Genomic DNA, 22,553 nt, shown 5'->3' with positions numbered 1-22,553 from the left:
CCAATGTTCTGCTTCTTAGATGTCAATGGAACAATGGTTCTCCATCAACTTGAAAGTAACAGCAGATATTGTGCCAGCATTGCATGCGTAACCAGGTTGAAGGAACCATCGGGAGAGGGATTCGGAATAAGCTTCTGAATCATAAATTAGAATTTTTAATAATCAATGCATGCCACCATCATGGCGGACATCAAGAAAACCAGGCATCTGTTGATATATCAACAGATAATGCATTGCATAGTGTTGGCTGAGAAACAGCAGAGGCGCGGCCTGCGCCCCGACCGTCGGGGACACAGGCAATCTAAAGACGATTTATTTTTGTGCAGCTGCGGGTGGTTCAATGCGGGTCAGCTTGCCACCTTCTTCTTCATAGTTCTGGACGCCGATCGCTCCTGCCACATTGAAGCCCTTGTCGATCAAGACATCTCCAGTCTTCAAGGCCCTGCCGGCGTGATTTGAAACCGTCACGACCTTACGATCCTTGGGGATATAAGCCAGATATTTCTCCAGATCAGCCAATTGGATACTTAAATAGACAGGCAAACCGCCGATCTTTGTCAGTTCGTCAGGACGGCGCACATCAATCACCACCAATTTCTCCGGCTGCGCCAATAATTGATCGATCTCAGCTTTTCCCAGCTTCTTGGTTTTATAAACCGGGGCAGCCGGCTTCGCTTCATCAGCGGTCTGAGCCAGAGCAATATTGAATGTAACAGCCATGCATAAAACACTCAGCAGAACTCTCATAGATTTCCTTCAATCAATAATAGTAGTATGGAAGTCCAACTGAATAGCAGCTTATGTGCCAACCCTCCCCTTTACCGAGCTTCCACTATTGTCATATTTAATAATTTTTTAATAATCATCCACATAAGCGATCTTCAGGCAGTTTCGCCCCATCAACCGCACCTCCCACGCCAGTCACCAGCTGCTCTCCAGGCAACACAATTCGATATAAATGTTGATTAATCACCAAACCAAATGATCAGAATCGGCCATTTATCAACAGCCCCCTCTCTTACGCCCCTAACATCCCTCCATTAGGATTTCCGATCAAGCATATAAAAATCAATGCGTTAAAAAATCTCATCACCTGACTGCCCATCTTTGGCATGCATGTTGCCCTCAGAGTTAACCCTGTAATCCTTAAAGTAACCAAAAGGGGAAATTGTTAGATGTCGAACTATTCCAAGCTTGGGCATTTGCGTAAAAAGCCTATAGCCAAACTGCTGTCACACATCGGTGCACCGGCTGTCGTAGCGGCAGGATTCCTGCTCGGCGTACCGCACTATGCAACGGCCGCAGAGAACGACCCGAAATCCGTGGAGACTCTCCAAGCAGAGAATGCAAAACTGATCCAGGAGTTGAACGAGCTTAAGCAGCGCTATAACATTCCGGTGACCGAAACCGGCGCACAGCCTCAACCCGTAGCCGTCGCACCGGCCGCCTCCGTGGCACAGCCGGAACAATCCGCGACGGATAACGCCGCAGCACTAGGTGTTGTGGTAGTGACCTCGCGTAACCGTGAAGAAATTGCCCAGGACGTGCCTATCCCGATTTCTGTTATCGGTGCTCCCAAACTTGATCGAGAGCGTATTTTCACGGTTGACGATTTGACGCGCGTAGCACCCGGCCTTACCGCTACCACGCCCAATGCACGCCGCTCTGGCATTTCCATTCGCGGTATAGGCAAATCGACTGGCGATGAATCCCTAGAAGCAGCGGTTGGCGTCATTATCGACGATGTTTTCCTGAGCCTGCCCGGTATGACTTACCAGGACTTTACCGATCTAGATCGTGTTGAAGTGCTACGCGGGCCCCAAGGGACCTTGAAAGGCAAGAACACTACCCTTGGGGCAATTAACTACGTTACCAAGGAACCTACCTTTACTAGGCAGGCTTATCTTGAAACCGAAGTTGGAGCCAATCAGAACGGTAGTGATTTTCCAGGGGCATTGCGTGCACGTGGTTCGATTTCCGATGCATTGGTTGATGATTTGATCGCTTATCGCGCTTCCTTCTTTGTTGATCGTCAACAAGGCGATATTGAAAACATCAATGACTCGCAACAAGGTTCCATCGCTGACAAGCGCTTCCACGAGCGTAACCGGTATGGAGGAAAAGTCCAGCTTCTTGTTACGCCAACAGAAACTTTTAGGGCAAAGATCAGCCTGGATTATTCCGAGTCAAACGAATACAGCAACACGAAGCCGTTCCAAGACGATCCAATTAATTACACTATCGGAGGAGCAAGGTATAGGCCAGGGACAAATACTCCCAACAATCATACTTATAGCTCAAGATTAGCACGCAGTTATTTCGGAGGCTATGTACCAATCATTGGTTCCAAAGATAAAATTGATATTGGACAAGCCGAGCCATTGCTTACCAAGAACTATGGTATTTCTGCCAAATTAGATTGGGATATCGGCACCTATACTCTTACTTCAATTACAGCATATCGTGGATACAATTTTGATGCCGTCAATGATAGTGAGCAGACACGCTTTGATATTGCGCAAGGTGGTACTCTGGTTGATCATAAACAGTATTCTCAGGAGTTCCGTCTGACTTCTGACATTGGCAAGTTACTTGATTATCAAGTCGGCTTCTTCTATTTACATAGTGAAACATCCCAAACCAATCGCTCCGCCTATGGTTTAGATGCAGGTGCATTTTATGCCACCGATGTTCAATATAACAATCTAGCAGCCACACCTGCCTTATTACAGCAAGCCCTTAATAAAGTACGCGTTAATACGCGCTTTACTCCGGAAACGGATAGCTATGCTTTATTTGGCCAAATTAATTGGCATTTGACAGACAAGACAACATTGACCACAGGCTTAAGAAAAACTTATGAATACAAAAACAATAGCGCCGAAAAATGGAGTACAGGTGGCGATGCGTTAACAGATTCAAATGCTATTGCAATTCGTAGCGCCCAAGTAGGGACTTCTTATACAAAACAAACAGCAGATGAGTTGAGCGATAACTCTTACTCGTGGTTGGTTAGTCCTAGTTACAAAGTAAATGATGACCTGATGTACTATGCCTCTGCCGCAGGTGGCGAAAAATCACCGGCAATTTCATTTAACTCAAACACTGGGGCAGTTGTTCCTATCGATCCAGAGAAATCGGTCAATTTTGAATTGGGAGCTAAAGGTTTATTTCTAGATCGTAGGTTGCAGCTTAATGCAAACGTTTATCACACTATAGTCAAGGGCTACCAAGCCACCACTAGCGTCGTCGATCTAAGCCAGTCTTCAGGCTTTCGTTCTCAATTAGGTAATATTCCTGAAATTACAGCAACTGGCATTGAGTTGGAAGGAGGCTACCTCTACTCCGACCGCCTCAGCTTTACTTTTGGAGCCGCATACAATCGTGCTAAATACACCGATTGGGATACTGCCACTTGCCCAGCAGAAATTCGTCTAGGTTCTTGCGATAATACAGGAAAGCAAATTGTTGGTGCGCCCAAACTCACCGGCATTATTGGTGCTCATTATGTGCAACCGATCTGGGGTGACTTGAAGGCACAAGCATTCTTCAGCACCGTTATCCGCTCCAAACAGAACGTAGAAAATCTGCTCTCAGAATTTGGCGAACAATCTGGCTATTCTGTCACCGATGCCGGCTTCGGTATCATTGGCGGCAAAAAAGATAACTGGGAATTCAATGTCGTAGGTAAAAATATTTTTGACAAGGTATATACCACCAGCGTCAATACCTATAACAATAACTCCCCTGTTGGCTATGACGGTCTCGGTCAGCGCCGATACATAGGTGTCGTCTTGCGCAACAAGTTTTAATCTTCTATTGCAGTATCAATGCCGGCGTAAGCCGGCATTTTTTATTCATTGTCCACTCCCGAACAACTGTACAAATCCAAACAGATTTCCACACAAACTCTGTTGAATATCAAACATATTGAGTAGTTATTACCTTCGATTCTTAGGGCTCATCCTGCAAACATACCAAACCAGATCAACCACTTAATACTCACCTTGATATGACTGGCTCTGAAAGCCAGCTTTGGCATGATAAATGCACACGATATCTCAGACTTTGCATGGGCTTTCCGCCCATGCATCAAGCAGTATCTTGCGCAACCAGTTTTATTTAAGGAGTGTTCAGTGAAGTTACTGAATTCGAAATTAGCCAGTTCTCTCGGCGTGACCATGATCTATGCTGTTCTAGCCTCTACCCCAGCCAATGCCCACCATGCGTTTTCTGCCGAATTCGATAGCAATCAACCGGTGCAGGTAAAAGGAAAAGTCACAAAGCTGGAGCTGGTCAACCCTCATAGCTGGCTATTCTTGGATGTCCAGGATAGCTCGGGAACCGTCACCAACTGGGGATTTGAATTCGGCACGCCGTTCAGCCTCAAGCAAAAGGGATTGGCTAAATCCACCCTCCCGATTGGCACCGAGGTCACCATCAAGGGTTATCGCGCCAAGAGCGGAAAAGCGTTTGGCTATGCCGTCATTACAACCTTAACTGATGGCCGCTCGTTTGAAACTGGCGGCGCGCAGGATGCCCCAACGGCAAAAGAAGTTTCTCAATAGCAGTTTTTCTTCAGCAATTGATCAGAATTTAGGAGAAATTTCTTGAGCATTTTTGCAGCCGCTGGCGTAGCCGGTTTCAAGCGCTTGGCATCGCTGGCTTTTGTTTCGCTGATTTTCATCACCAGCCATGCACTGGCGAAGGATGATATTCCCAGGTTAAAGGGCAAACCGGATTTTTCCGGCATCTGGCAAACGACCAGCGCCGCCAATTACGACATCGAGCCTCATGCCAAGCGCATCGACGCGCCTCCCGGCCCGGGGATAGTAGAAGGAAACTTCATCCCTTACTTGCCCAAGGCGCTTGAGCAAAAGAAGAAAAATTTTGAAGCGCGCGCCACTGCCAACCCGGCTACCAAGGGCTGGACACTAGGCACGCCACGGGGCATTTATTATCCGGAACCGTTTCAAATCCTGCAGAGGCCGGAAGACTTGACCGTCCTGTTTCAGTTCGGGCATTCGGTACGCACCATTTTCACCAATGGCACGGAACACCCTGACGACCCGAATGATTATTGGCTGGGGGACTCGCGCGCCCATTGGGAAGGCGACACCCTTGTGGTGGACGTCAAGCACTTCAATGACAAGACCTGGCTGGACAATGCGGGCAATTTCCACAGCGATGCCCTGCATGTGGTAGAACGCTGGACATTCCTCGACCGGAACACCATTGAGTACAAGGCCACGCTGGAAGACCCTCAAGTATTCAGTCGGCCATTCAATATCAGCGTCATCCTCCATCGTCACCGCGAAAAGAATTTCCAGTTGATCGAGGATTACCGCTTCACCCTGGATTACGACCAATACTATCCGCCCAGGCCCGATAGCAAGTAACCCGGGATAGCAAACAGAACAGGTAACTCAGCATGAATCCATGGAAACCTAGCCTCAAACCCGCTGCATATATTGTCATCAGCGCCTTGTCATTGCTTTCGTTGACAGGCATGGCGGAAGACAAAAAAAGCGAACCGGCGCCGGCTCCCCGCCAAAACAATAGCGGCATAGACCAGGAAAGCTCATTCCCCAAGATCGCCTCCGGCAAATGGACCGGTCCGGTCCTCCCGGACGGCCAGCCGAATGTACAGGGATTTTGGTCGAATACCATCGCCAACCATAATAACTTCACCGACCCGCAAGGCGGTATTCCCGGCTCCGGCCGGCAGCCGAAAACGCCTCGCGACCAGCGCGCGCCTAGCCGCGTGAGCGATCCCGCCAGTGGGGAAGTGCCTTTCCAGCCCTGGGCCCTGGAAAAGGTAAAGGAATTCCAGGCGCATTTCCATGACCCGGTAGAGCAACAATGGGTGGAGCCCCTTGCCAGGTGCGCGCCGGGCGGCATCCCGAAGTCTTTTTATTGGCATGGCTACGAAATCCGCCAATACCCGGGTTATGTATTGTTCTATTTCGGATCCGGCACCCGCTTGATCCACCTGGACAACAAGCCCCACCTGCCTGACAACATCAAGCTCTGGAATGGGGATTCCCGCGGGCACTGGGAAGGCAATACCTTGGTGGTGGACGTCAAGAACCACAACGGCAAGGCCTTGTTCGGGCGTACCGGCGAATTCATCAGTGAAAACGGCCATATCCAGGAACGCTTCATCTTCAGTCCTGACGGCAATCGCTACAACTATGAAGCCGTTTTCACTGATCCCACTGTCTATACCCGCCCATTTACCGTCACCATCCCGGCGCGCAAATGGACCGAGAGGGACGAACCCAACGGCTGGCATTTCGAGACGCGCCATGCCAAGCATAAGGGCAGGGAAATCATCGTGGAAAGCGATGAGCGTATTTGTGCGGAAAATAATGCCGCATTCGGCATGGGGGCCGCTGCCAACCAATAGGCCATTGCGCTACATACACCCATGAAGCGCTTGTTCAACGATCGTGCCATCCCGCCTGGGAAACACGATGTAATATTTAAAAGGCGACAATGTCAGTCTTAACCTTTGCAGAACTGCTTTACGATTCCGAAATCGGGACTTCCCTGCGTGAATCGCTTTTTGCCTTTCCTATTGTCGAAGGCGTACACCTGATTGGACTTGCGCTTTCCGTAGGGCTGCTTTTTTTCATCGATTTGCGCCTTGTCGGCGTTTTGTTCCGTAATGTGCCGATCCCGCAAATACTCCAGCAATTGCGGCCTTGGCTGCTCGGCGGCTTTGCCGCGACCATGACGACCGGCGCCCTGCTGTTTGCAGCCGCGGCGCCCAAGCTCATCGTGCTGCCAGTCTTCTTGTGGAAATTGTCATTCATCGCCTTGGCCGGGCTGAATGCCGCATGGTTCGAGTTCAAATGGGGCCGTCATGCGCATGACTGGGGTCATGGTGCATCCGCCATTCCGGCCGGGGTCAAGTTTGGCGCCTGGGCATCGCTCATCCTGTGGAGCCTGGTCGTCATTACCGGCCGCCTGATTCCTTACCTTAGCTATTAACCGGATTCCAACGGCAGCCATCATGACCAGTCTCGAACTATTCAACGCCATCCAGAACAGCAGCATCGGTGTTTTCATCGGAAAACAGGACCGCATGCTGTGGGCCGTGGCCCAGATCATTCATATTGCGGGCATTATCCTATTGCTGGCGCCGATTGTGCTCGTCAGCTTGCGGCTGTTTCGCTTCAGCCTTTATCAACAACCATTGCCTAAACTCGCTCGGGAAAGCAACCGGCTGATCTGGCTGGGCTTGGGCCTGTTGCTCTTTTCAGGCTTGCTGATCTTCATCCCCGCGGCCTTGCACTATCATGACAATCCCGTATTCTGGATCAAGCTATACCTGATCCTTGCTGCATTGTTCTTCCAGTTTACGCTTTATCGCATCGTCACCCGGCTCGAGAAGCCGAATCCATGGCTGGGTGGATTCACTGCTGTGTTGACTCTCGTCTTATGGTTTGGCGTGGCATTTGCAGGCCGCTTCATAGGCTTTGTCTAATGGTGAAAAAGCCCTTCCATTTCCTGCTGCATATTGGATTGCTTATTGCACTAGGGCTTAATCTGGCCGGCTGCAACAAGCCTGACGCGAAGGAGGAAGCAGCAGCATTCAAACCTGGCGCCTCCTTGCAGGAAATCATGCTGTCGATCATCGACCCCAATGCCGACCATGTGTGGAATTCCGTTTCCATCATCATTACCGATAAAGGCGTGGAAGAACACAGCCCCAAGACCGACGAGGAATGGGCCGAAGTGCGCCAGCACGCCATTACCCTGGCAGAAGCCGCCAACCTGCTCTTAATCACCGGCAGAAAAGTAGCCCATGAAGGGGCGGAAACATCCACCCATCCCGTAGAGCTAGGGGCGGAACACATCGAACAGGCGATCGCTAAGGATCGGGCAGCCTTCATTGCAAGTGCGCACCTGCTTCACACTGCGGTGTATGAGGCCATTATTGCCATTGACAAGAAAGACCCGGACGACCTCATGCGTGCCGGAGAGCATATCCAACAGGCATGCGAGGCTTGCCATGCGAAATTCTGGTATCCGGATGAAAAAACGCCAACTTTTCCTTCTCTTTCCGGGAGCTAATATTGATTGATTTAACAACGAATAGAAATTAACATTTCTGGGCTTACGGTTTCTCCCTGCCACCGTCAGGGAGAATAATAGGGAATCCGGTGAAGACACGACGATCGTAATCCGGAACTGCCCCCGCAACTGTAATCGGTGAGTCTGTTTGCCACTCTTGCCACTGGATAATAATCTGGGAAGGCTACAAACAAGACGATGACCCGAGAGTCAGGAGACCTGCCGCAAGTCAGCTATGTTGTTCGAGCAAGGGCGGGGTGTCCTGGAATCGGCGAATGTTCACCATTTTCATTCGACATTATTGATGCATTGCAGACTTGGGTTGCCATTGGCGCCTCAGGTCGAATTGCCGTTGCAGCCGCTTTGCATGCATTTCTCTCCCTGCTCCGACCATATGGCTGATTTACACATGACAGTTTGTCATGCTGAACCATCAATTTGGGAGCAATAATGAAAAATAGCAACTACATCCTGGCAACAGCCTTAATGGCCATATTCTCCAGCGGGGCGCTGGCGGAAGATGCTACCTTGGAAGAAGTACAAGTCAAGGCAACACAAGACAAGCCTGGACTTAACCTGAAAAAGAAAAACACCACAGGCAGCCGCCTGGGACTGACAGCAAAAGAAACCCCCGCAAGTGTTGAAACACTAGATGCACAAACAATCCGCCAACGCGGCGACATTTCTATCCGTGAAGCTGTGACGCGGACAACGGGAATTACTGATATCAGCACTCCAGGCAATGGCCAGGCATTTTCATCTCGTGGCTTTACTGGCAACAACTCAGTAGCACAAGCAGAAGATGGTGTGCGACTGATGACCGGCGCAGGTACACTGACCTATCCATCCGACACATGGGGCTATGAACGCATCGAAGTCTTGCGCGGCCCGGCCTCCGTATTGTTTGGCGATGGTGCGGCAGGTGGCATTGTCAATAGCGTCCGTAAACAGGCAAGCCGTGAAACATCCATTGAAGCGCTCGTTGGTGCTGGTTCCTATGGCGCTTATCGTGCAGCATTGGGCGGCACTGGTGCCATTGGCGAAATCGGCGCATTCCGTATTGATGCGTCCGTATTAGGTGGCGACGGCTATATCAGCCGTGGTGATTACGACAGCAAAAAACTCATGACTTCATTGCTGTTCACACCTACGGACAACCTCAGAATTGGCTTTACTCTGGATCATGCAGAAGATTCCCCTACCGCAAACTATGGGTCTCCTCTGCGCTATGGAAAAATCACGCATTCTCTTCGTAGCAAGAACTACAACGTCGCCGATAACAAAATGGATTTTGAGGATACGCGCGCACGTGCCAAGATTGAGTGGGAAATTTCAGAGCGTCTGAAACTACGTAATGAAACTTATTGGTTCAAATCTGACCGCGAATGGCAGAATGCGGAAAGTTATACCCTGAACCCCATAGCCCAGACAGTAAGCAGGGGTACTTTTCTCGCCATCACACATTCCCAGAAGCAAATTGGCAATCGCCTGGAAATCATTCACGAAGACACATTATGGGGTAATTTGAACCGTTTTTCTGCAGGATGGGAAATCTCAAAAACCGATTTCCGGCATGCAAGCAACTCCGGCAATAGCGCAACTGACGTCATTCCTGTAGCTGGATATACCGGCACTTTCCTCAGCACGACTTCAGTTTTGCGCAATTACGATGCAGATCTCAAGCAACAGGCTTTCTTCCTTGAAAATGCGTGGAATGCAACCGACCGCCTCAAATTGGTTGCCGGAATACGCCGCGATTACATTGATACTGAACGGCGCGACTATCGTGGCGCAGCAGATAGTGACAAACAATTCACTCCTGAAACCTGGAGAGTCGGAGCAGTATTCGACTTGACTGCAGATACTTCGCTCTACGCCCAAACCAGTCGAGGAACCGATCCGATCACAAACCTATTGGGACTCAACCTTGCCAATGGCGAATTCGACCTGACACGTTCACGTCAGGCCGAAATTGGTATCAAACAAGCATTGCAGAACCTCAAGGGAGAGTGGTCTTTGGCTGCCTACCATATCGCCAAGGACAATATCATTACCCAAGACCCCGTTACCCCTTCCATTTCCGTGCAAGGCGGTCAACAATCCTCGCGAGGAATTGAATTCTCCACCACGTTGTACCCTGTTGAACACTGGCGTCTGGATTTCAATGCTGCATTATTGAATGCGAGATATGATGAGTTGAGAGAAGGTAGCACCGGCATTTCACGCGCAGGCAATACCCCAACCAATGTCCCAGAAAAAGTGGTAAATGCTTGGCTCTATTATCAGGCATCTGAATGGGAAGCTGGCATAGGTGCGCGTTATGTAGGCAAACGCTATGCAAACAATGCCAATGAGATTACCCTTGCGAGCTATACCGTGTATGACGCAAGCGCGGCCTGGCATGTCAACAAGCAAATGACGCTACGCGCCAATATCCGCAACCTGACTGACAAATTCTATGCAGCATTGGCCTACGGCAGCACCCAGCAAATCATCGGCGCACCGCGTCAACTCGAACTGACTGCGGAATTCCGTTACTAGGCTCCTGAGTACGTACGGCACCATGAAACTCTTCACCATGCGCAACCTCCACCTCTGGCATCGCTGGCTGGGGATAGCGCTTGGGGTGCTGGTGCTGCTTTGGTTCATTTCCGGGGTGGTCATGCTGTTCGTGGCCTACCCCAAGCTCATGCAGGAAGAACGGATTCCTCGCCTGGAGGCGGTTGCACCTGGCTTGGTGCGCATAGCGCCGGCCCAGGTGGGGGTCATGCTAGGCGGGGAGCCGGACAAGCTCCGGCTTGCCATGCATAATGGGCGGCCGCTTTACCATGCCTTATACCAGGACACTTGGCACTCCGTCTGGGCAGACAGCGGCGAGAAGCTGAGCGTCACGCCCAATGACGTCCGCATATCTGCCCAGGCATTCCTGCCTGGCGCATCCATCATCAATACAGAATTGATCGAGCGCGACCAATGGTCGATCTCGTCCTCTCTCCATGCCCACCGGCCTTTGCATCGCGTGACTTTCAGCAACGGGAATGTGCTGTATTTGTCCAGCCACACGGCCGAAGTCGTGCTGGATACCTCGCGTAGCGAGCGCGCCTGGAACTGGCTGGGCTCCGTCATCCACTGGATATATTTCACTCCGCTCCGCTTCGATTATACCCAGGCTTGGCGTCAGGTCGTCATGTGGCTGTCGTTCCCCGCCACGGCGATGAGCCTGATGGGCATCTGGCTGGGGATAGACCGCCTGCGCCTGCGTCGCCGCTACAAGGGAGGCCGCATGACGCCATATCGCGGCTGGGCAAAGTGGCACCATGTTTCCGGCCTGCTCGCAGGCCTGCTGTGCCTGACATGGCTGTTCAGCGGCTGGCTGTCGATGAAGCCGTTCGACATGTTCGCAGCCAGGAAGCTGAGCGCGGAAGAATCGCAGCATTGGGCAGGCAACTCGCCTGACGGGCCGCCGCCGGCATTGCCAGCGCAGATAGGCGCTACAGAGAAAATTGGCGAGATTGAATGGGTATATTTTGCTGGCAGGCCTATCCTGCTCGGCCTTGCACAGCATCGCACCTGGATGCTGGACGCCGCCAGCGGGGCGCCGCTCGCCCCGTTCGCGGCGGCAGCGTTCACGACGCAGGCGGCAGGCATGCTGCCGCATGCAGGGATCAAGGCTGCCACCTGGCTGGAGCATGGCGACAGGTATTACTACGGCAAACGGTTGGAGGCTGCCTCTCCGGTCATCCGCATCGACCTGGATGACATTTCCGCCACCAGCTATTACATCGACCCGGCCACCACGCGCATCGTGGCATCGCAGGACAATAACAGCCGCACTTATCGCTGGCTGTTTGCGGCGCTGCACCGCCTCGATTTCGCACCGCTCGACAATGCCGAGATCCCGCGCTGGATCGTCGTGATCCTGTTCTCGATCGGCGGCGTCATCCTAACCGCCGCAGGCATGGTCATGGGCTGGCGCCGTCTTACTCGCGCCTAGCCGCCATGTTGGTGCAGTTGCCAGCTACCAACGGCGGGTTGCCTGAGCCCGGCCTGAGGATGGCGCCGCTGCCCACGCCGTTGGACGCCACGCAGGCCTGGAAGCCCACGCGCGTGCTGCGAGGTGTCGCCGTATTCACCAGCACTTCGCGCTGCTCATCAGTCAAAGCCAAAGCGCCGCGCTCGGAAAGCAACTGGCCGTAGGAAGGGTAGGCGCCATGCGTTTCGCGGAACGCTTCCAGCTTGCCATGCAGCTCCTGGGCGATACGGTCGGTATCCACGGGGCCATGCCGCTGCAAAGCCAACGCTTCAAGCGCCTCTTCCTGTTGCTGCTGCTCCGCTTTTCCCTTGGATACATAGTTGGCGCTGACCAGGAATAGTACCAGCAGCACCGTATAGGCCAGGTTGATGCCAATGGCGAGGATGGCAAACAAATTGCCTTGACCCGCTGCGCGCGATTTGAGCAGGGCGAATATCCCCACCACGACACCAAGCAACGGCACGCAGAAGACAGACAACAACAAGGCGATGATGCCGGCCTTCTTGCCTGGGTCATTTGTTTTCCTGGTTTCTGGCGATGTTTGTGCAACGGTCATGAGGGCTGTTCCGGTCATTGAAGCAAGGTGAGATTAAACCATGCCGGCAAGCACTGTGTCCCGCCAAGATAATATACAATATATAAACGAAACGTATATTTTTGATATGATGCGCTAGTTATCCGGTTTTTTAACCAAGCAATGCGCAATACTAGGGAATACAAATGAAAATACTCAACGATTCAATCAAGGCCATGCTGGCCAAGGAACTGCCGGTTCAAGCCACGGTAAGCAAGGATGGACTGCCGGACATAGGCCCCAAGCGTTCGCTGCGGGTCTATGACGACCAGACCTTGATCTACAATGAGAACACCGGCGGCCAGACCTTGCAGAACATACGCGACGGCTCGAAAATGGCGATTGCCGTGATTGACCGCCCCGCCCTGGATGGCTACCGCATCGTCGGCACGCCCGAGCTATTCAGCGCAGGCACTGCGCCTTATGACAATGCGCTGGCATTCGCGGAAAAGAACGGCATGAAAACGCCGAAATTCGCGGTCCTTATCCATATCGACGATATCTATACATTGAGGTCCGGTCCGGACGCAGGCAAGAAAATCGACGAGCCAGCCAGCGCCAAATAAGCCCGGCCAACAAAAATCCAGCCAGTCAATTGGGCCGCTCAATACGCTGACCTGTACTGGCTGGATAGTTTCCACACTGCTGCTGGTGAGCGGCCCACTCGCCCAATGCGCGCGTCATGTGCCTGGCCGCGAAAAGGCGCAAACCTTCAGGCGCGGCCACGTCTTTACATAAGGCATCCAAGCGCTGAAAAGCTTCCTGGTAATGCCCTCCCGCCAAAGCCTGCGCATTTTTCCTACGGTAAATATCGGCGAGATTATGTTGAGCGACGACATAAGCCGCAACCACCGCATCGCCGTATTGGGCGACCTCGTCATCGCCTGCGACACTGCATGCCTCCAGCATTTCCTCGGCCAGCACCAAGGCGTGCTGGTAACGGATGCCAGCTTGCACGCCATCCTGATCGAGCACGGCAGCAGCCATGCCCATCAGTTTTTCCCAGGCACGCAAAGCGCCATAAAAAGACATGCAAGCTGGAGATCGCATCATGCAATTTCCTGATAGGGTCCCAACCCATCCGGCCAATCGGTCAGCAGCTCAAATCCTTCCTCGGTCACTGCCACCATATGTTCCCACTGGGCCGACCAACCCTTGTCCTGCGTCACAACCGTCCACTCGTCCTGCAATGTCCTGGTAGCGGCCTTGCCGGCATTGACCATGGGCTCTACCGTGAAAATCATGCCAGGCTTGAGCCTGAGCCCCTTGCCCGGCTGACCGTAATTCAGCACCTGCGGCTCGTCATGATAGACCTGGCCGACACCGTGGCCGCAATATTCACGCACCACGCTGAACCCCTGCGCATGTGCCGCCTGCTGGATTGCATATCCCACGTCGCCCAGGGTATTGCCCGGCTTCACCTGCAAAATGCCGGCCCGCATCGCGTCATAGGCAGCCTGCACCAGCCGCCCCGCCTCCGGCGCAGCATTGCCGATCAGATACATGCGGCTGGTATCGCCATACCAGCCATCCTTGATGACCGCGACATCGATATTGAGGATATCGCCATCCCGCAACACTTGTTTCCCGGAAGGAATGCCATGGCAGACCACATGGTTGACGGATGTGCAGATGGTCTTGGGAAAACCGCTGTAGCCAAGGTTGGCGGGAATCGCCTTCAGCTCATGCACGATATATTCGTGGCAAATGCGGTCAAGATCTTCCGTCGTCACGCCCGGCGCCACATGCTCCTTGACCATGGCAAGCACCTGGGCAGCCATTTGCCCGGCTATGCGCGCCTTTGCAACATCATCCGCCCCATGCAGCACAACCCCCATCACACAGTCCGCTTAAGACTGATCACGGAAGCCACATCGCCCCCGGCCGGTTTCAGGGCATTGCCCACCTCGCCCCCACTCTGCTCGATCTGCAACAACAAGCGGCAGATGTCCGTATAACTCAACTGCGGATGCATCTCGGCCAGCATGCCTACGCGCAACCAATGCTCCGCCTGGGAATTGATCGAACGGCTGAACGCATTGCTCGCGGAACGGATGTTCTCATGCATTGAGTCGGAAATCTTGACGATGCCCATGGCTTGCTCCTGGTAAATATTATGTATACGAAACGTATAATAGCAAAAAGACTTGCGGATGACAGATTTTTCCTCATCGTCAAAAATAAGAAATGGCATGCATGCAAAAACAGCATCAATAAAAAAGCACGCCCAAGGGCGTGCTTGAATTTGCAGTGCTAATAATGCTTAGAACTGATAGCGCAGCGTCAACATTGCATTGCGTGGCGTCCCATAGAACACAGTGTTGTAATTGCCAATACCGCTGAAGTAATGCTTGTCGAACAGGTTGTTCACTTGCAGCAGCATTTTCAACTTGGGATTGATGTCATATGCAGCATTGATACCCACCACTGCATAGGTATCTTGCTCAAACTTCCAAGTAGCATTGTTCGCAGCAAAGTTGAAATAAGTACCATTCTGCCAATTTAAGTTGCCCCCCACTGATAGTTTGTTAAGCACACCGGGAAAGCGATAGCTAGTAGCAAATCTAAATAAACTGAGCGGCTGATTGGTGCTCACACGTTCGTCATTGGCATCCACGGAATGGCGATAGGTATAACCTGCCAGCACTTGCCATCGCGGTAGCACTTCACCGGACATTTCCAGCTCTATGCCCCGGGTTTCAACGCCTTTGGCTGCAATCATCGCTGAGCCGCCAGTAGGCGTTGCCGCACCACTAGGATCCAGAATGGCAAAATTATCCTGTTTGATCTGGAAGTAGGCCATGCTGGCATTCAGCCTACCATCGAAATATTCTCCCTTGCCTCCTATTTCATAGCTTTTACCGGTCAATGGGTCAAGCTGCTGGCCTGCGGCGTTGAAATTGTACGCCTGCGGTTTAAAGATGTCAGTGTAGCTGAAGTACACAGAATGATGTGAATCAACATCCAAGGTCACACCGGCATAGGGTGTGACCTCGCCACTGACCTTGGTATCATATAGTGCTGTTCTAGGCAGAGCGTTGTTGCTCAGCAAAGACCATTCATAATTGGTGACGCGCGCACCGAAAATCACGGAAAGGTAGTCAGTAGACTTTAATGCAGTAGCTGCATAAAATACATTCTGCTTCACATCAACATCATGGGTAATCCACCACTCAAAACGACTTGGTTCAGTAGCATTATTATTCCAATTGAAGACATCGTTGATCGTGCTGTCCGTATCACCATCATAGCGGCGTGACTTGGCTTCGGTCTTGGCAAAGTTGTAGCCGAATACCAATTCATTGTTGCGACCGAACAGAGAATATTCACCCCTAGCCATCAGGTCTATGCCGTTTTCTTTGGTATTAGTGTTAAACCTAGCTGCTCCTCCAACGTAGAAACCGTGCGGAGCGCTATGATCCACTACGTTAATCAAGCCAGTCGAAGAAGGATTTGCCATCCCTGAAATCAGCTCTCTGGAAGTATAGTCTCGATGACTCACGGTTGCTTTGACTACCCAATCGTTGTCGAAACGGTGCTCTAGGTCGGCAAATATCCGCTGGGTTTTTTGATCGCGATACGCCCACTTATCTGCTGGATTGGTATCGCGCTTAAATTTGGCAATCGACCCATCAGTGAAGAAGGTCGGCAAATGCGAGTTGGTAGTCGCATCGTTATTGTTCTGTTGGTAGTCTAGTCCCAGCGAGAGTTTGGTCTTCTCAGTCAGGTCAGCCTCCAGGATGCCATAGAAAATATTCTGTTCGCTACGCGCATAATCCATGAAACTGCCTTGATCCTGCACCACAGAGACTACCCTTCCCCTGATACGGCCATCCTCAATTAATGCCCCTGACAAATCCAGTTCAGCACGATAGTTATCCCACGAGCCGGCCCCCAGCATGAGATGTCCCTGGAACTCGGCCGTTGGACGCTTACGAACAAAATTAATTACACCTGAGGGATAACCCGCACCATTCAATAATCCAGTTGCCCCTTTGAGCACTTCGACGCGGTCATAGATTGCAGCATTGGTGATACTGTAGTTATCACGCACATTACCTCCATCACTGGATAAGCTGGGCACTCCATCAAACTGGAAATTCTCTACCTGAAAGCCTCGTGCGTAAAAACTATACCCTTCCGTATTCTCACGATTCACGGTAATGCCTGGCGTCTGCTGTAATACATCCGCAATATTGGTTAGCCCTTGATCATCCATTTGCTGACGCGTAATGACACTGACTGATTGCGGCGTTTCACGCAGGGAGCGATTGAATCGTGTCGCGGCCGCTGATGATTGCACGGTATAGGAACCCGTTCCTTCGCTCATGGTGTTTTTATCACTGGCAGCAGAGACCTGCACTTCTGGCAGTGTTGCTGCATCGCTTGTCTTTTCGCCGGAAACTGTCTGGGTTTTTTGCAACAGATAAACACCCGTTGTTGTGTTGACAGCTTGCAAGCCAGTGCCGGCCAGAAGTGCATTAAACCCCTGCTGCACGCTATAAGAACCGCTCAATCCTGGACTCGTTTTACCATCCACCAGCGCTGGCGGCAACGTAACACTAACGCCTGCAGCGCCTGCAAACTCACTGAGCGCCTGCTCCAATGGGCCAGCCTTGACATGATACTTGCCAGCTTGACTATGCTCCTCTGCAAATGCAGTAACAGCAGAACACAAGGCAGTGCTGGTCATGGCAAAAATAAGAAGCGCACCTTGTACCGCCTGGCGCAGAAGATGGCGTTGATGTTGCGGTTGCATGAATTCCCCTTTAGTGAATATGAATAAGAATTGCTTTCAATTCACTTCACACGCCAGATCGGCAAAGGGGACAACAATTGGAAAATTTTCTGGCTATATTGCCGTGGGATATCAAGCTCCGGCACTGGGCGCATTGAAAGTGACCCAATACCGCGTGAGGTAGCTGACTCTCACAGGCAATACCATGGGCAGGCTGGCGAATACCTGGTCAGTGTCGGCAAGCTGGAACGCACCAGAAATCTTTAGCTCCGCCACTTCCGGCGCACAGCGCACCACGCCCGGCCGGTAGCGTGCTAGTTCGGCGGCGAAATCGGCGAGGCGCATTTCGCGCGCATGGAGGATGCCTTGCGTCCAGCTATCAGCATTGGGCGCCACTGCCGAAGGCGGCATGATGGCCTCGTCATTGAAGCGCGTTTGCCAGCCTGCCTGTATCACGCGCCGCTCGCCCTCGCGCGTGGTGATTTCCACCGCGCCTTCCAGCACGGCAAGCTGGATCTCTTCCGCAGACTGCCGCACGATGAAGCGCGTGCCCAGCGGCTGCAATTGCCCATGCCGGGTGGCGACCACCAGCGGATGGTATGCCGCATGCCCCGCGGGCGTTTGGCCCTTGCCGGTCTGGATCAGCACTTCGCCCGTTTCCAGCGCTATCAGGCGCCGGTTGGCATCCATTATGGTATTGATGCCGGTGGAAGTATTGAGGTGAACTGCAGTGCCATCGGCAAGCTGGATTTGCCTGCGCTCCCCGGTGCGCGTGCTGTATTGCGCCAACCGCAGACACACAGGCTCGCTGCGCCAGCCCTGCCAGCCGGCCGTCCCTGCCACAACCAGCAACGCCAAGGTCTTGACCGCGCGGCGGCGGCTTTCCAGGTGGCTGCGCTGCAAGGTGGCATGCGCTAGCTTGCCTGGCAATGCTCCCAACGTGGCGCTCACCTGCTGCGCCCGCTGCCAGGCGGCCTCGTGCATGGGGTCCGCCTCGCGCCATACAGCGCATGCCTGACGGTCTGCTTCAGTGGCTTCAGGCTCCTGCAGCCGGAAAAACCATTCCGCCGCTTGCAGGGCAATCGTTTCATTCATTGCCGTCATGCGGAGAGCAATATGCAACGCGCCATCGCCTGCACCATGTAGCGCTTGATGGTGCGTTCGCTGGTTGCCAGCTGCTGAGCGATCTGGGCGTAAGTCATGCCTTCGAGCTGCGCCAGCAGGAATGCCGTCCGCACCTTGGCAGGCAAGCCATCGAGCATGCTGTCGATCTGCTGCAGGGTTTCGAGGATCACCAGCCGGTGCTCGGGAGAAGGCGCGGACAAGTCAGGCATGAGCGCCAGGGAATCGAGATAGGCCTGCTCCAGGGCACGCCTGCGGTAGAGGTTGGCCACCAAGCGCTTTGCCACCACGGTAAGGTAGGCGCGCGGCTCCTGCAATTGCCAGCCTGACTTTTTCTCGGCAATATGCTCCGGCGCCGTCAGGATGCGCATGAAGGTATCCTGCGCCACGTCTGCCGCATCCGTCGCATCGCCCAATTTGCGCCGCAACCAGTCCTGCAACCAGCCATGATGGTGGGTATAAAGAAGTTGCAGCGATCGCCGCTCCTGGTCGATAGACATTTGCCTAGCCAAAAATAAGAATTGTTCTCATTTTAATGCAAATTCAGGCCAAATGCATGAGGCGAAATAGTTGTCCGTTTCGCTTTAAGGCAGGTATGGCTGCAGCTTGCTCCAATCCAGATGCTGCTCCACTTCATCGGCCAGCCGCTCCAGGCTGGCCTCGCGCACGGCGATGTAATCGTAATGGGCGATTTCTTCCTGCGTCTGTTTAAGCTGGTTGTAGCCTGCCCAATCCAATAAGGCCCGGGTCGCTTCGGCATGGTCGAACAGGCCGTGCAGGTAAGTGCCCGCTATCTGGCTGTCTTCGGACAGTGCGCCTTCTGCCTGCGTACCGATATAGAGCAAAGGCCGCTTCAAGGCTGGGCCGTTGCTGACGCCCATGTGAATCTCATAGCCAATCACGGTAGCGTCGGCAAAGGTAAGCTTGCCCTTGACTTCCTTGAGGTGTTTTTCCTTGGTGAGCGTGGTTTCCATCTCCAGCCAGCCGAAGCCGTCGCTGGATCCCGCATCGCCTTCGATGCCATGAGGGTCGTGGATTTTGCGGCCGAGCATCTGAAAGCCGCCGCAAATGCCCAGCAGCTTGCCGCCGTAGCGCAGGTGGCGGGAGATTTTCTCGCGCCAGCCGTGGGACTCCAGCACTGCCAGGTCGCCGCGCACGTTCTTGCTGCCCGGCAGGATGATGAGGTCGGCTGGCGGCACCGGCTCGTTGAGCTCGATGAACTGGAAATCGACATGCGGGTGCATGCGCAGGGCATCCATATCGGTATGGTTGCTGACATGCGGCAGGACCGGGGCGATCACGCGCAGCCAGGTCTGCGGCTTGTCCGGCGTATCTCTCGCCACGGAATCCTCGGCTTCGAGATGCAAGTTGCGCAGATAGGGCAACACGCCGAGCACGGGAATGCCGGTTTCCTGCCGCAGCCAGTCTAGCCCGGGCTGCAGCAACGCGATATCGCCGCGAAAACGGTTGATGACGAAGCCGATAACGCGCTTTCTCTCCGACTCGGAGAGTAGCGCCAGGGTGCCGACGATATGGGCGAACACGCCGCCGCGGTCGATATCGGCGATCAATATTACCGGGCAATCCGCCGCCTCGGCGAAGCCCATGTTGGCAATGTCGTTCTGCCGCAGGTTGATTTCCGCCGGGCTGCCCGCGCCCTCGACAATGATGCATTCATATTGCTCGCGCAGGCGCTGCCATGAAGCCAGCACGGCTTCGCGCGCCTTAGGCTTGTAGGCGTGGTAGGCCGTTGCTTCGAGGTTGGTCAGCACCTTGCCGTGGATGATCACTTGGCAGCCGGTGTCGGTATTCGGTTTGAGCAATACTGGGTTCATGTCGGTATGCGGCAACAGGCCGCAAGCCTGCGCCTGCACGGCCTGCGCGCGGCCGATCTCGCCGCCGTCGCTGGTCACGGCGGAATTGAGCGCCATGTTCTGCGGTTTGAATGGCGCGACGCGCACGCCCCTGCGGTACAATACTCGGCATAACGCAGCCACCAGCGTGCTCTTGCCCGCATCCGAGGTGGTGCCCTGAACCATCAATGTGTTGGCATATGTCATTGGCCCATTATCCCATTACTTTTCTTGCAACCCCAGCCCTGCTGCTCGCTGCATTGCTATTGGATCGGCTGCTGGGCGAGCCAGGGCGCTGGCATCCGCTGGTGGGGTTCGGCAACCTGGCATCCGCGCTGGAAAAGCGCCTCAACCGCCAACATGCGCCTTTCATCGCGCGCCTGCTGGGCCTGCTGGCCTGGCTAGCATTATTGCTGCCGGCGTTTGTCTTGGCCGTCTGGCTCACGCACCTTGCCCAGCGATGGCTACCCGCTTTTGGCTGGCTGCTCGACATCGCGCTGCTGTATCTCTCCATTGGCGCGCGCAGCCTCAAGGAGCATGCCCTACGGATCTACCACGCACTCGCACAACAGGATTTGGCCGCCGCGCGCCATGCCGTGGGCATGATCGTGAGCCGCGACACGGCAACGCTTGATGAACGTGAAATTGCCACTGCCAGCGTGGAATCGGTGCTGGAGAACGGCAATGATGCGATTTTCGGCGCGATTTTCTGGTTCGTGTTGCTCGGCGGCAGCGGCGCACTGCTGTTCCGCCTCGCCAACACGCTGGATGCCATGTGGGGCTACCGCACGCCGCGCTTCCTGTATTTCGGCTGGGCCGCCGCCCGGCTGGACGACCTGCTCAACCTCATTCCCGCCAGGCTGACCGCCTTGAGCTACGCGCTTTGCGGGCATGCCAGGAGCGGATTCTCGTGTTGGCGGCAACAGGGCGGGCGATGGTACAGCCCGAATGCAGGCCCGGTGATGGCGGCAGGGGCAGGCGCGCTGCACGTGACGCTGGGCGGCAAGGCGCGCTACCACGGGCAGGACAAGGTACGCCCCACGCTTGGAACCGGGCCAGCCGCCTCGGCTGCCAGTATCCATGCCGCGGTGCGGCTGGTGGATCGCAGCATCGCGCTCTGGTGCCTGGTCATTTTCGTCATGTATGCATTGATCGGGGGATACCATGCTTGAGCACGGCGGCAACCTGCATGCAGCCAGCCGGCAATACGGCATTGCACGCGAGGATTGGCTGGACCTTTCCACCGGCATCAACCCGCACGGCTACCTAGTGCCGGACATTCCCCCATCGGCGTGGCAGCGCCTGCCGGAAACCGACCAGCAACTCGAGCGCATCGCGGCAAACTATTATGGCGCCCAGTACCTGCTGACCACCTCCGGCTCGCAGGCCGCGATCCAGGCGCTTCCGCGATTGCGCGGACCATGCCGCGTCACGGTGCTTGGCCCCATGTATGCGGAGCACGCCCACGCATGGCGGCAGCAAGGGCACCAAGTCAATGAAATCGACAACTTGCCTGACGCGAGCATCCTTGCTGAAACCGATGTGCTGCTAGCGTGCAACCCCAACAATCCCACTGCCCGCCTGATTGCGCCCGGCGCGCTCCTGGAGTGGCATCAAGCCCTCTCGCAGCACGGGGGCTGGCTGATCTTGGACGAAGCCTTCATGGACAGCACCCCGGAATATAGCCTGGCGGCATACAGCCATCAGCCCGGGCTCATCATCCTGCGCTCTCTGGGGAAATTCTTTGGCCTGGCCGGCGCGCGCGTGGGCTTTCTGCTGGCAGAAGCATCACTATTGAACCGTGTTGCCGATTTATTGGGACCTTGGGCCGTTACTGGTCCGGCCAGGGTCGTGGCCCAGACCGCGCTGGCCAACCATGTGTGGCAAGAACATAACCGCGCAAGGCTGCTGGCTGAAAGCCAACAATTGGCGGATATGCTGCAGCAGTCCGGCCTGTCGCCGCTCAATGGCTGCGCGTTGTTCCAATGGTTGAGGCTGGAGCATGCGGAGCACCTGCATGTGCAATTGGCGCATCAAGGCGTCTGGACGCGGCATTTCCCGGCACGGCAAGGATTGCGGATTGGCTTGCCCCCTGCGGACGGTTGGCAGAAACTGGCAGCGGCGCTAGCCAACTTGCACATTTAAACCATC

The 22,553-nt window shown here is 54.1% G+C and carries 21 protein-coding genes and 1 riboswitch; of the genes, 12 read left to right on the top strand and 9 right to left on the bottom strand.

Features of this window, described 5'->3' with window-relative positions; translation table 11 throughout:
- Positions 1 to 312: 312 nt before the first annotated feature.
- Positions 313 to 747, bottom strand: a complete 435-nt coding sequence (locus tag ACJSDX_RS09130; protein WP_407994441.1) for a rhodanese-like domain-containing protein — start codon at positions 745 to 747, stop codon at positions 313 to 315.
- 428 nt (positions 748 to 1,175) lie between these two features.
- Here ACJSDX_RS09130 and ACJSDX_RS09125 point away from each other — a divergent pair, with 428 nt between their 5' ends.
- From ACJSDX_RS09125 to ACJSDX_RS09085, 9 genes are all read left to right on the top strand, one after another.
- Positions 1,176 to 3,812 carry a TonB-dependent receptor gene (locus tag ACJSDX_RS09125; RefSeq protein ID WP_407994440.1) on the top strand — a complete coding sequence of 879 codons (2,637 nt, stop codon included), beginning with the start codon at positions 1,176 to 1,178 and terminating at the stop codon, positions 3,810 to 3,812.
- Positions 3,813 to 4,136: 324 nt separating this feature from the next.
- Positions 4,137 to 4,568, top strand: a complete 432-nt coding sequence (locus ACJSDX_RS09120; protein ID WP_407994439.1) for a DUF6152 family protein — start codon at positions 4,137 to 4,139, stop codon at positions 4,566 to 4,568.
- 42 nt (positions 4,569 to 4,610) lie between these two features.
- A complete protein-coding gene (locus ACJSDX_RS09115) occupies positions 4,611 to 5,399 on the top strand; it encodes a hypothetical protein (protein WP_407994438.1) in 789 nt (262 codons plus the stop codon).
- A gap of 32 nt (positions 5,400 to 5,431) precedes the next feature.
- Positions 5,432 to 6,409 carry a hypothetical protein gene (locus tag ACJSDX_RS09110; protein ID WP_407994437.1) on the top strand — a complete coding sequence of 326 codons (978 nt, stop codon included), beginning with the start codon at positions 5,432 to 5,434 and terminating at the stop codon, positions 6,407 to 6,409.
- An 89-nt stretch (positions 6,410 to 6,498) separates the two neighbouring features.
- Complete coding sequence (locus ACJSDX_RS09105) at positions 6,499 to 6,996, top strand: DUF6644 family protein (protein WP_407994436.1); 498 nt, start codon at positions 6,499 to 6,501, stop codon at positions 6,994 to 6,996.
- Positions 6,997 to 7,018: 22 nt separating this feature from the next.
- Complete coding sequence (locus tag ACJSDX_RS09100) at positions 7,019 to 7,492, top strand: DUF6644 family protein (protein ID WP_407994435.1); 474 nt, start codon at positions 7,019 to 7,021, stop codon at positions 7,490 to 7,492.
- The gene (locus ACJSDX_RS09095) at positions 7,492 to 8,082 is read left to right on the top strand and encodes a hypothetical protein (RefSeq protein WP_407994434.1); all 591 of its coding nucleotides are present in this window, start codon (positions 7,492 to 7,494) and stop codon (positions 8,080 to 8,082) included. The genes ACJSDX_RS09100 and ACJSDX_RS09095 overlap by 1 nt, the downstream gene beginning before the upstream one ends.
- A 29-nt stretch (positions 8,083 to 8,111) precedes the next feature.
- Positions 8,112 to 8,323, top strand: a riboswitch (cobalamin riboswitch).
- Positions 8,324 to 8,532: 209 nt separating this feature from the next.
- On the top strand, positions 8,533 to 10,623 hold the full coding sequence (locus tag ACJSDX_RS09090) for a TonB-dependent receptor (RefSeq protein WP_407994433.1): 2,091 nt from the start codon (positions 8,533 to 8,535) through the stop codon (positions 10,621 to 10,623).
- Between the two features lie 22 nt (positions 10,624 to 10,645).
- Positions 10,646 to 12,076, top strand: coding sequence for a PepSY domain-containing protein (locus ACJSDX_RS09085; RefSeq protein ID WP_407994432.1), 1,431 nt, complete (start codon positions 10,646 to 10,648; stop codon positions 12,074 to 12,076).
- On the opposite strand, the gene ACJSDX_RS09080 is transcribed toward ACJSDX_RS09085, so the two are convergent.
- Entirely contained in the window at positions 12,063 to 12,671 is a 609-nt protein-coding gene (locus ACJSDX_RS09080) for a hypothetical protein (RefSeq protein ID WP_407994431.1), read from the bottom strand. The two genes, ACJSDX_RS09085 and ACJSDX_RS09080, sit on opposite strands and share 14 nt — an antisense overlap.
- A gap of 164 nt (positions 12,672 to 12,835) precedes the next feature.
- On the opposite strand from ACJSDX_RS09080, the gene ACJSDX_RS09075 reads away from it, so the two are divergent.
- The gene (locus tag ACJSDX_RS09075) at positions 12,836 to 13,255 is read left to right on the top strand and encodes a pyridoxamine 5'-phosphate oxidase family protein (RefSeq protein WP_407994430.1); all 420 of its coding nucleotides are present in this window, start codon (positions 12,836 to 12,838) and stop codon (positions 13,253 to 13,255) included.
- A gap of 25 nt (positions 13,256 to 13,280) precedes the next feature.
- Here the strand turns inward: ACJSDX_RS09075 and ACJSDX_RS09070 are convergent, their stop codons facing one another.
- From ACJSDX_RS09070 to ACJSDX_RS09040, 7 genes are all read right to left on the bottom strand, one after another.
- Positions 13,281 to 13,742 carry a DUF2753 family protein gene (locus tag ACJSDX_RS09070; RefSeq protein WP_407994429.1) on the bottom strand — a complete coding sequence of 154 codons (462 nt, stop codon included), beginning with the start codon at positions 13,740 to 13,742 and terminating at the stop codon, positions 13,281 to 13,283.
- Complete coding sequence (map, locus tag ACJSDX_RS09065; RefSeq protein WP_407994747.1) at positions 13,739 to 14,527, bottom strand: type I methionyl aminopeptidase; 789 nt, start codon at positions 14,525 to 14,527, stop codon at positions 13,739 to 13,741. Before map ends, ACJSDX_RS09070 begins: the two co-directional genes overlap by 4 nt.
- Complete coding sequence (locus ACJSDX_RS09060) at positions 14,527 to 14,784, bottom strand: ParD-like family protein (protein ID WP_309566998.1); 258 nt, start codon at positions 14,782 to 14,784, stop codon at positions 14,527 to 14,529. The genes map and ACJSDX_RS09060 overlap by 1 nt, the downstream gene beginning before the upstream one ends.
- Positions 14,785 to 14,952: 168 nt before the next feature.
- A complete protein-coding gene (locus ACJSDX_RS09055; RefSeq protein ID WP_407994428.1) occupies positions 14,953 to 17,448 on the bottom strand; it encodes a TonB-dependent siderophore receptor in 2,496 nt (831 codons plus the stop codon).
- A gap of 111 nt (positions 17,449 to 17,559) precedes the next feature.
- On the bottom strand, positions 17,560 to 18,522 hold the full coding sequence (locus ACJSDX_RS09050; RefSeq protein WP_407994427.1) for a FecR domain-containing protein: 963 nt from the start codon (positions 18,520 to 18,522) through the stop codon (positions 17,560 to 17,562).
- Between the two features lie 5 nt (positions 18,523 to 18,527).
- On the bottom strand, positions 18,528 to 19,049 hold the full coding sequence (locus ACJSDX_RS09045; protein ID WP_309566995.1) for a sigma-70 family RNA polymerase sigma factor: 522 nt from the start codon (positions 19,047 to 19,049) through the stop codon (positions 18,528 to 18,530).
- Positions 19,050 to 19,133: 84 nt separating this feature from the next.
- Positions 19,134 to 20,588: a cobyric acid synthase gene (locus tag ACJSDX_RS09040; RefSeq protein ID WP_407994746.1), complete on the bottom strand. Its 1,455-nt coding sequence runs from the start codon at positions 20,586 to 20,588 to the stop codon at positions 19,134 to 19,136.
- Between the two features lie 14 nt (positions 20,589 to 20,602).
- Here ACJSDX_RS09040 and cbiB point away from each other — a divergent pair, with 14 nt between their 5' ends.
- Together cbiB and cobD are read left to right on the top strand one after the other, a co-directional pair.
- Entirely contained in the window at positions 20,603 to 21,574 is a 972-nt protein-coding gene (gene cbiB, locus ACJSDX_RS09035) for an adenosylcobinamide-phosphate synthase CbiB (RefSeq protein ID WP_407994426.1), read from the top strand.
- Entirely contained in the window at positions 21,567 to 22,547 is a 981-nt protein-coding gene (cobD, locus tag ACJSDX_RS09030) for a threonine-phosphate decarboxylase CobD (RefSeq protein ID WP_407994425.1), read from the top strand. The genes cbiB and cobD overlap by 8 nt, the downstream gene beginning before the upstream one ends.
- Positions 22,548 to 22,553 lie beyond the last annotated feature (6 nt).

The sequence above is a fragment of the Methylobacillus draconifructus genome (genome assembly GCF_045984355.1).
Lineage (GTDB): Bacteria > Pseudomonadota > Gammaproteobacteria > Burkholderiales > Methylophilaceae > Methylobacillus > Methylobacillus flagellatus_A.
This window is presented reverse-complemented; position numbering and strand designations above follow the sequence as displayed.

Excerpts from the sequence above, each read along its gene's own strand:
- ACJSDX_RS09095 (WP_407994434.1), top strand. The coding sequence starts at position 7,492 with ATGGTGAAAAAGCCCTTCCATTTCCTGCTGCATATTGGATTGCTTATT.
- ACJSDX_RS09040 (WP_407994746.1), bottom strand. The coding sequence starts at position 20,588 with ATGGTTCAGGGCACCACCTCGGATGCGGGCAAGAGCACGCTGGTGGCT.
- ACJSDX_RS09075 (WP_407994430.1), top strand. The coding sequence starts at position 12,836 with ATGAAAATACTCAACGATTCAATCAAGGCCATGCTGGCCAAGGAACTG.
- ACJSDX_RS09090 (WP_407994433.1), top strand. The coding sequence starts at position 8,533 with ATGAAAAATAGCAACTACATCCTGGCAACAGCCTTAATGGCCATATTC.
- ACJSDX_RS09105 (WP_407994436.1), top strand. The coding sequence starts at position 6,499 with ATGTCAGTCTTAACCTTTGCAGAACTGCTTTACGATTCCGAAATCGGG.
- ACJSDX_RS09080 (WP_407994431.1), bottom strand. The coding sequence starts at position 12,671 with ATGACCGTTGCACAAACATCGCCAGAAACCAGGAAAACAAATGACCCA.
- ACJSDX_RS09060 (WP_309566998.1), bottom strand. The coding sequence starts at position 14,784 with ATGGGCATCGTCAAGATTTCCGACTCAATGCATGAGAACATCCGTTCC.
- ACJSDX_RS09125 (WP_407994440.1), top strand. The coding sequence starts at position 1,176 with ATGTCGAACTATTCCAAGCTTGGGCATTTGCGTAAAAAGCCTATAGCC.
- cobD (WP_407994425.1), top strand. The coding sequence starts at position 21,567 with ATGCTTGAGCACGGCGGCAACCTGCATGCAGCCAGCCGGCAATACGGC.
- ACJSDX_RS09050 (WP_407994427.1), bottom strand. The coding sequence starts at position 18,522 with ATGAATGAAACGATTGCCCTGCAAGCGGCGGAATGGTTTTTCCGGCTG.
- ACJSDX_RS09085 (WP_407994432.1), top strand. The coding sequence starts at position 10,646 with ATGAAACTCTTCACCATGCGCAACCTCCACCTCTGGCATCGCTGGCTG.
- ACJSDX_RS09130 (WP_407994441.1), bottom strand. The coding sequence starts at position 747 with ATGAGAGTTCTGCTGAGTGTTTTATGCATGGCTGTTACATTCAATATT.
- ACJSDX_RS09070 (WP_407994429.1), bottom strand. The coding sequence starts at position 13,742 with ATGATGCGATCTCCAGCTTGCATGTCTTTTTATGGCGCTTTGCGTGCC.
- ACJSDX_RS09045 (WP_309566995.1), bottom strand. The coding sequence starts at position 19,049 with ATGTCTATCGACCAGGAGCGGCGATCGCTGCAACTTCTTTATACCCAC.
- ACJSDX_RS09110 (WP_407994437.1), top strand. The coding sequence starts at position 5,432 with ATGAATCCATGGAAACCTAGCCTCAAACCCGCTGCATATATTGTCATC.
- ACJSDX_RS09100 (WP_407994435.1), top strand. The coding sequence starts at position 7,019 with ATGACCAGTCTCGAACTATTCAACGCCATCCAGAACAGCAGCATCGGT.
- ACJSDX_RS09055 (WP_407994428.1), bottom strand. The coding sequence starts at position 17,448 with ATGCAACCGCAACATCAACGCCATCTTCTGCGCCAGGCGGTACAAGGT.
- map (WP_407994747.1), bottom strand. The coding sequence starts at position 14,527 with ATGGGGGTTGTGCTGCATGGGGCGGATGATGTTGCAAAGGCGCGCATA.
- cbiB (WP_407994426.1), top strand. The coding sequence starts at position 20,603 with ATGTCATTGGCCCATTATCCCATTACTTTTCTTGCAACCCCAGCCCTG.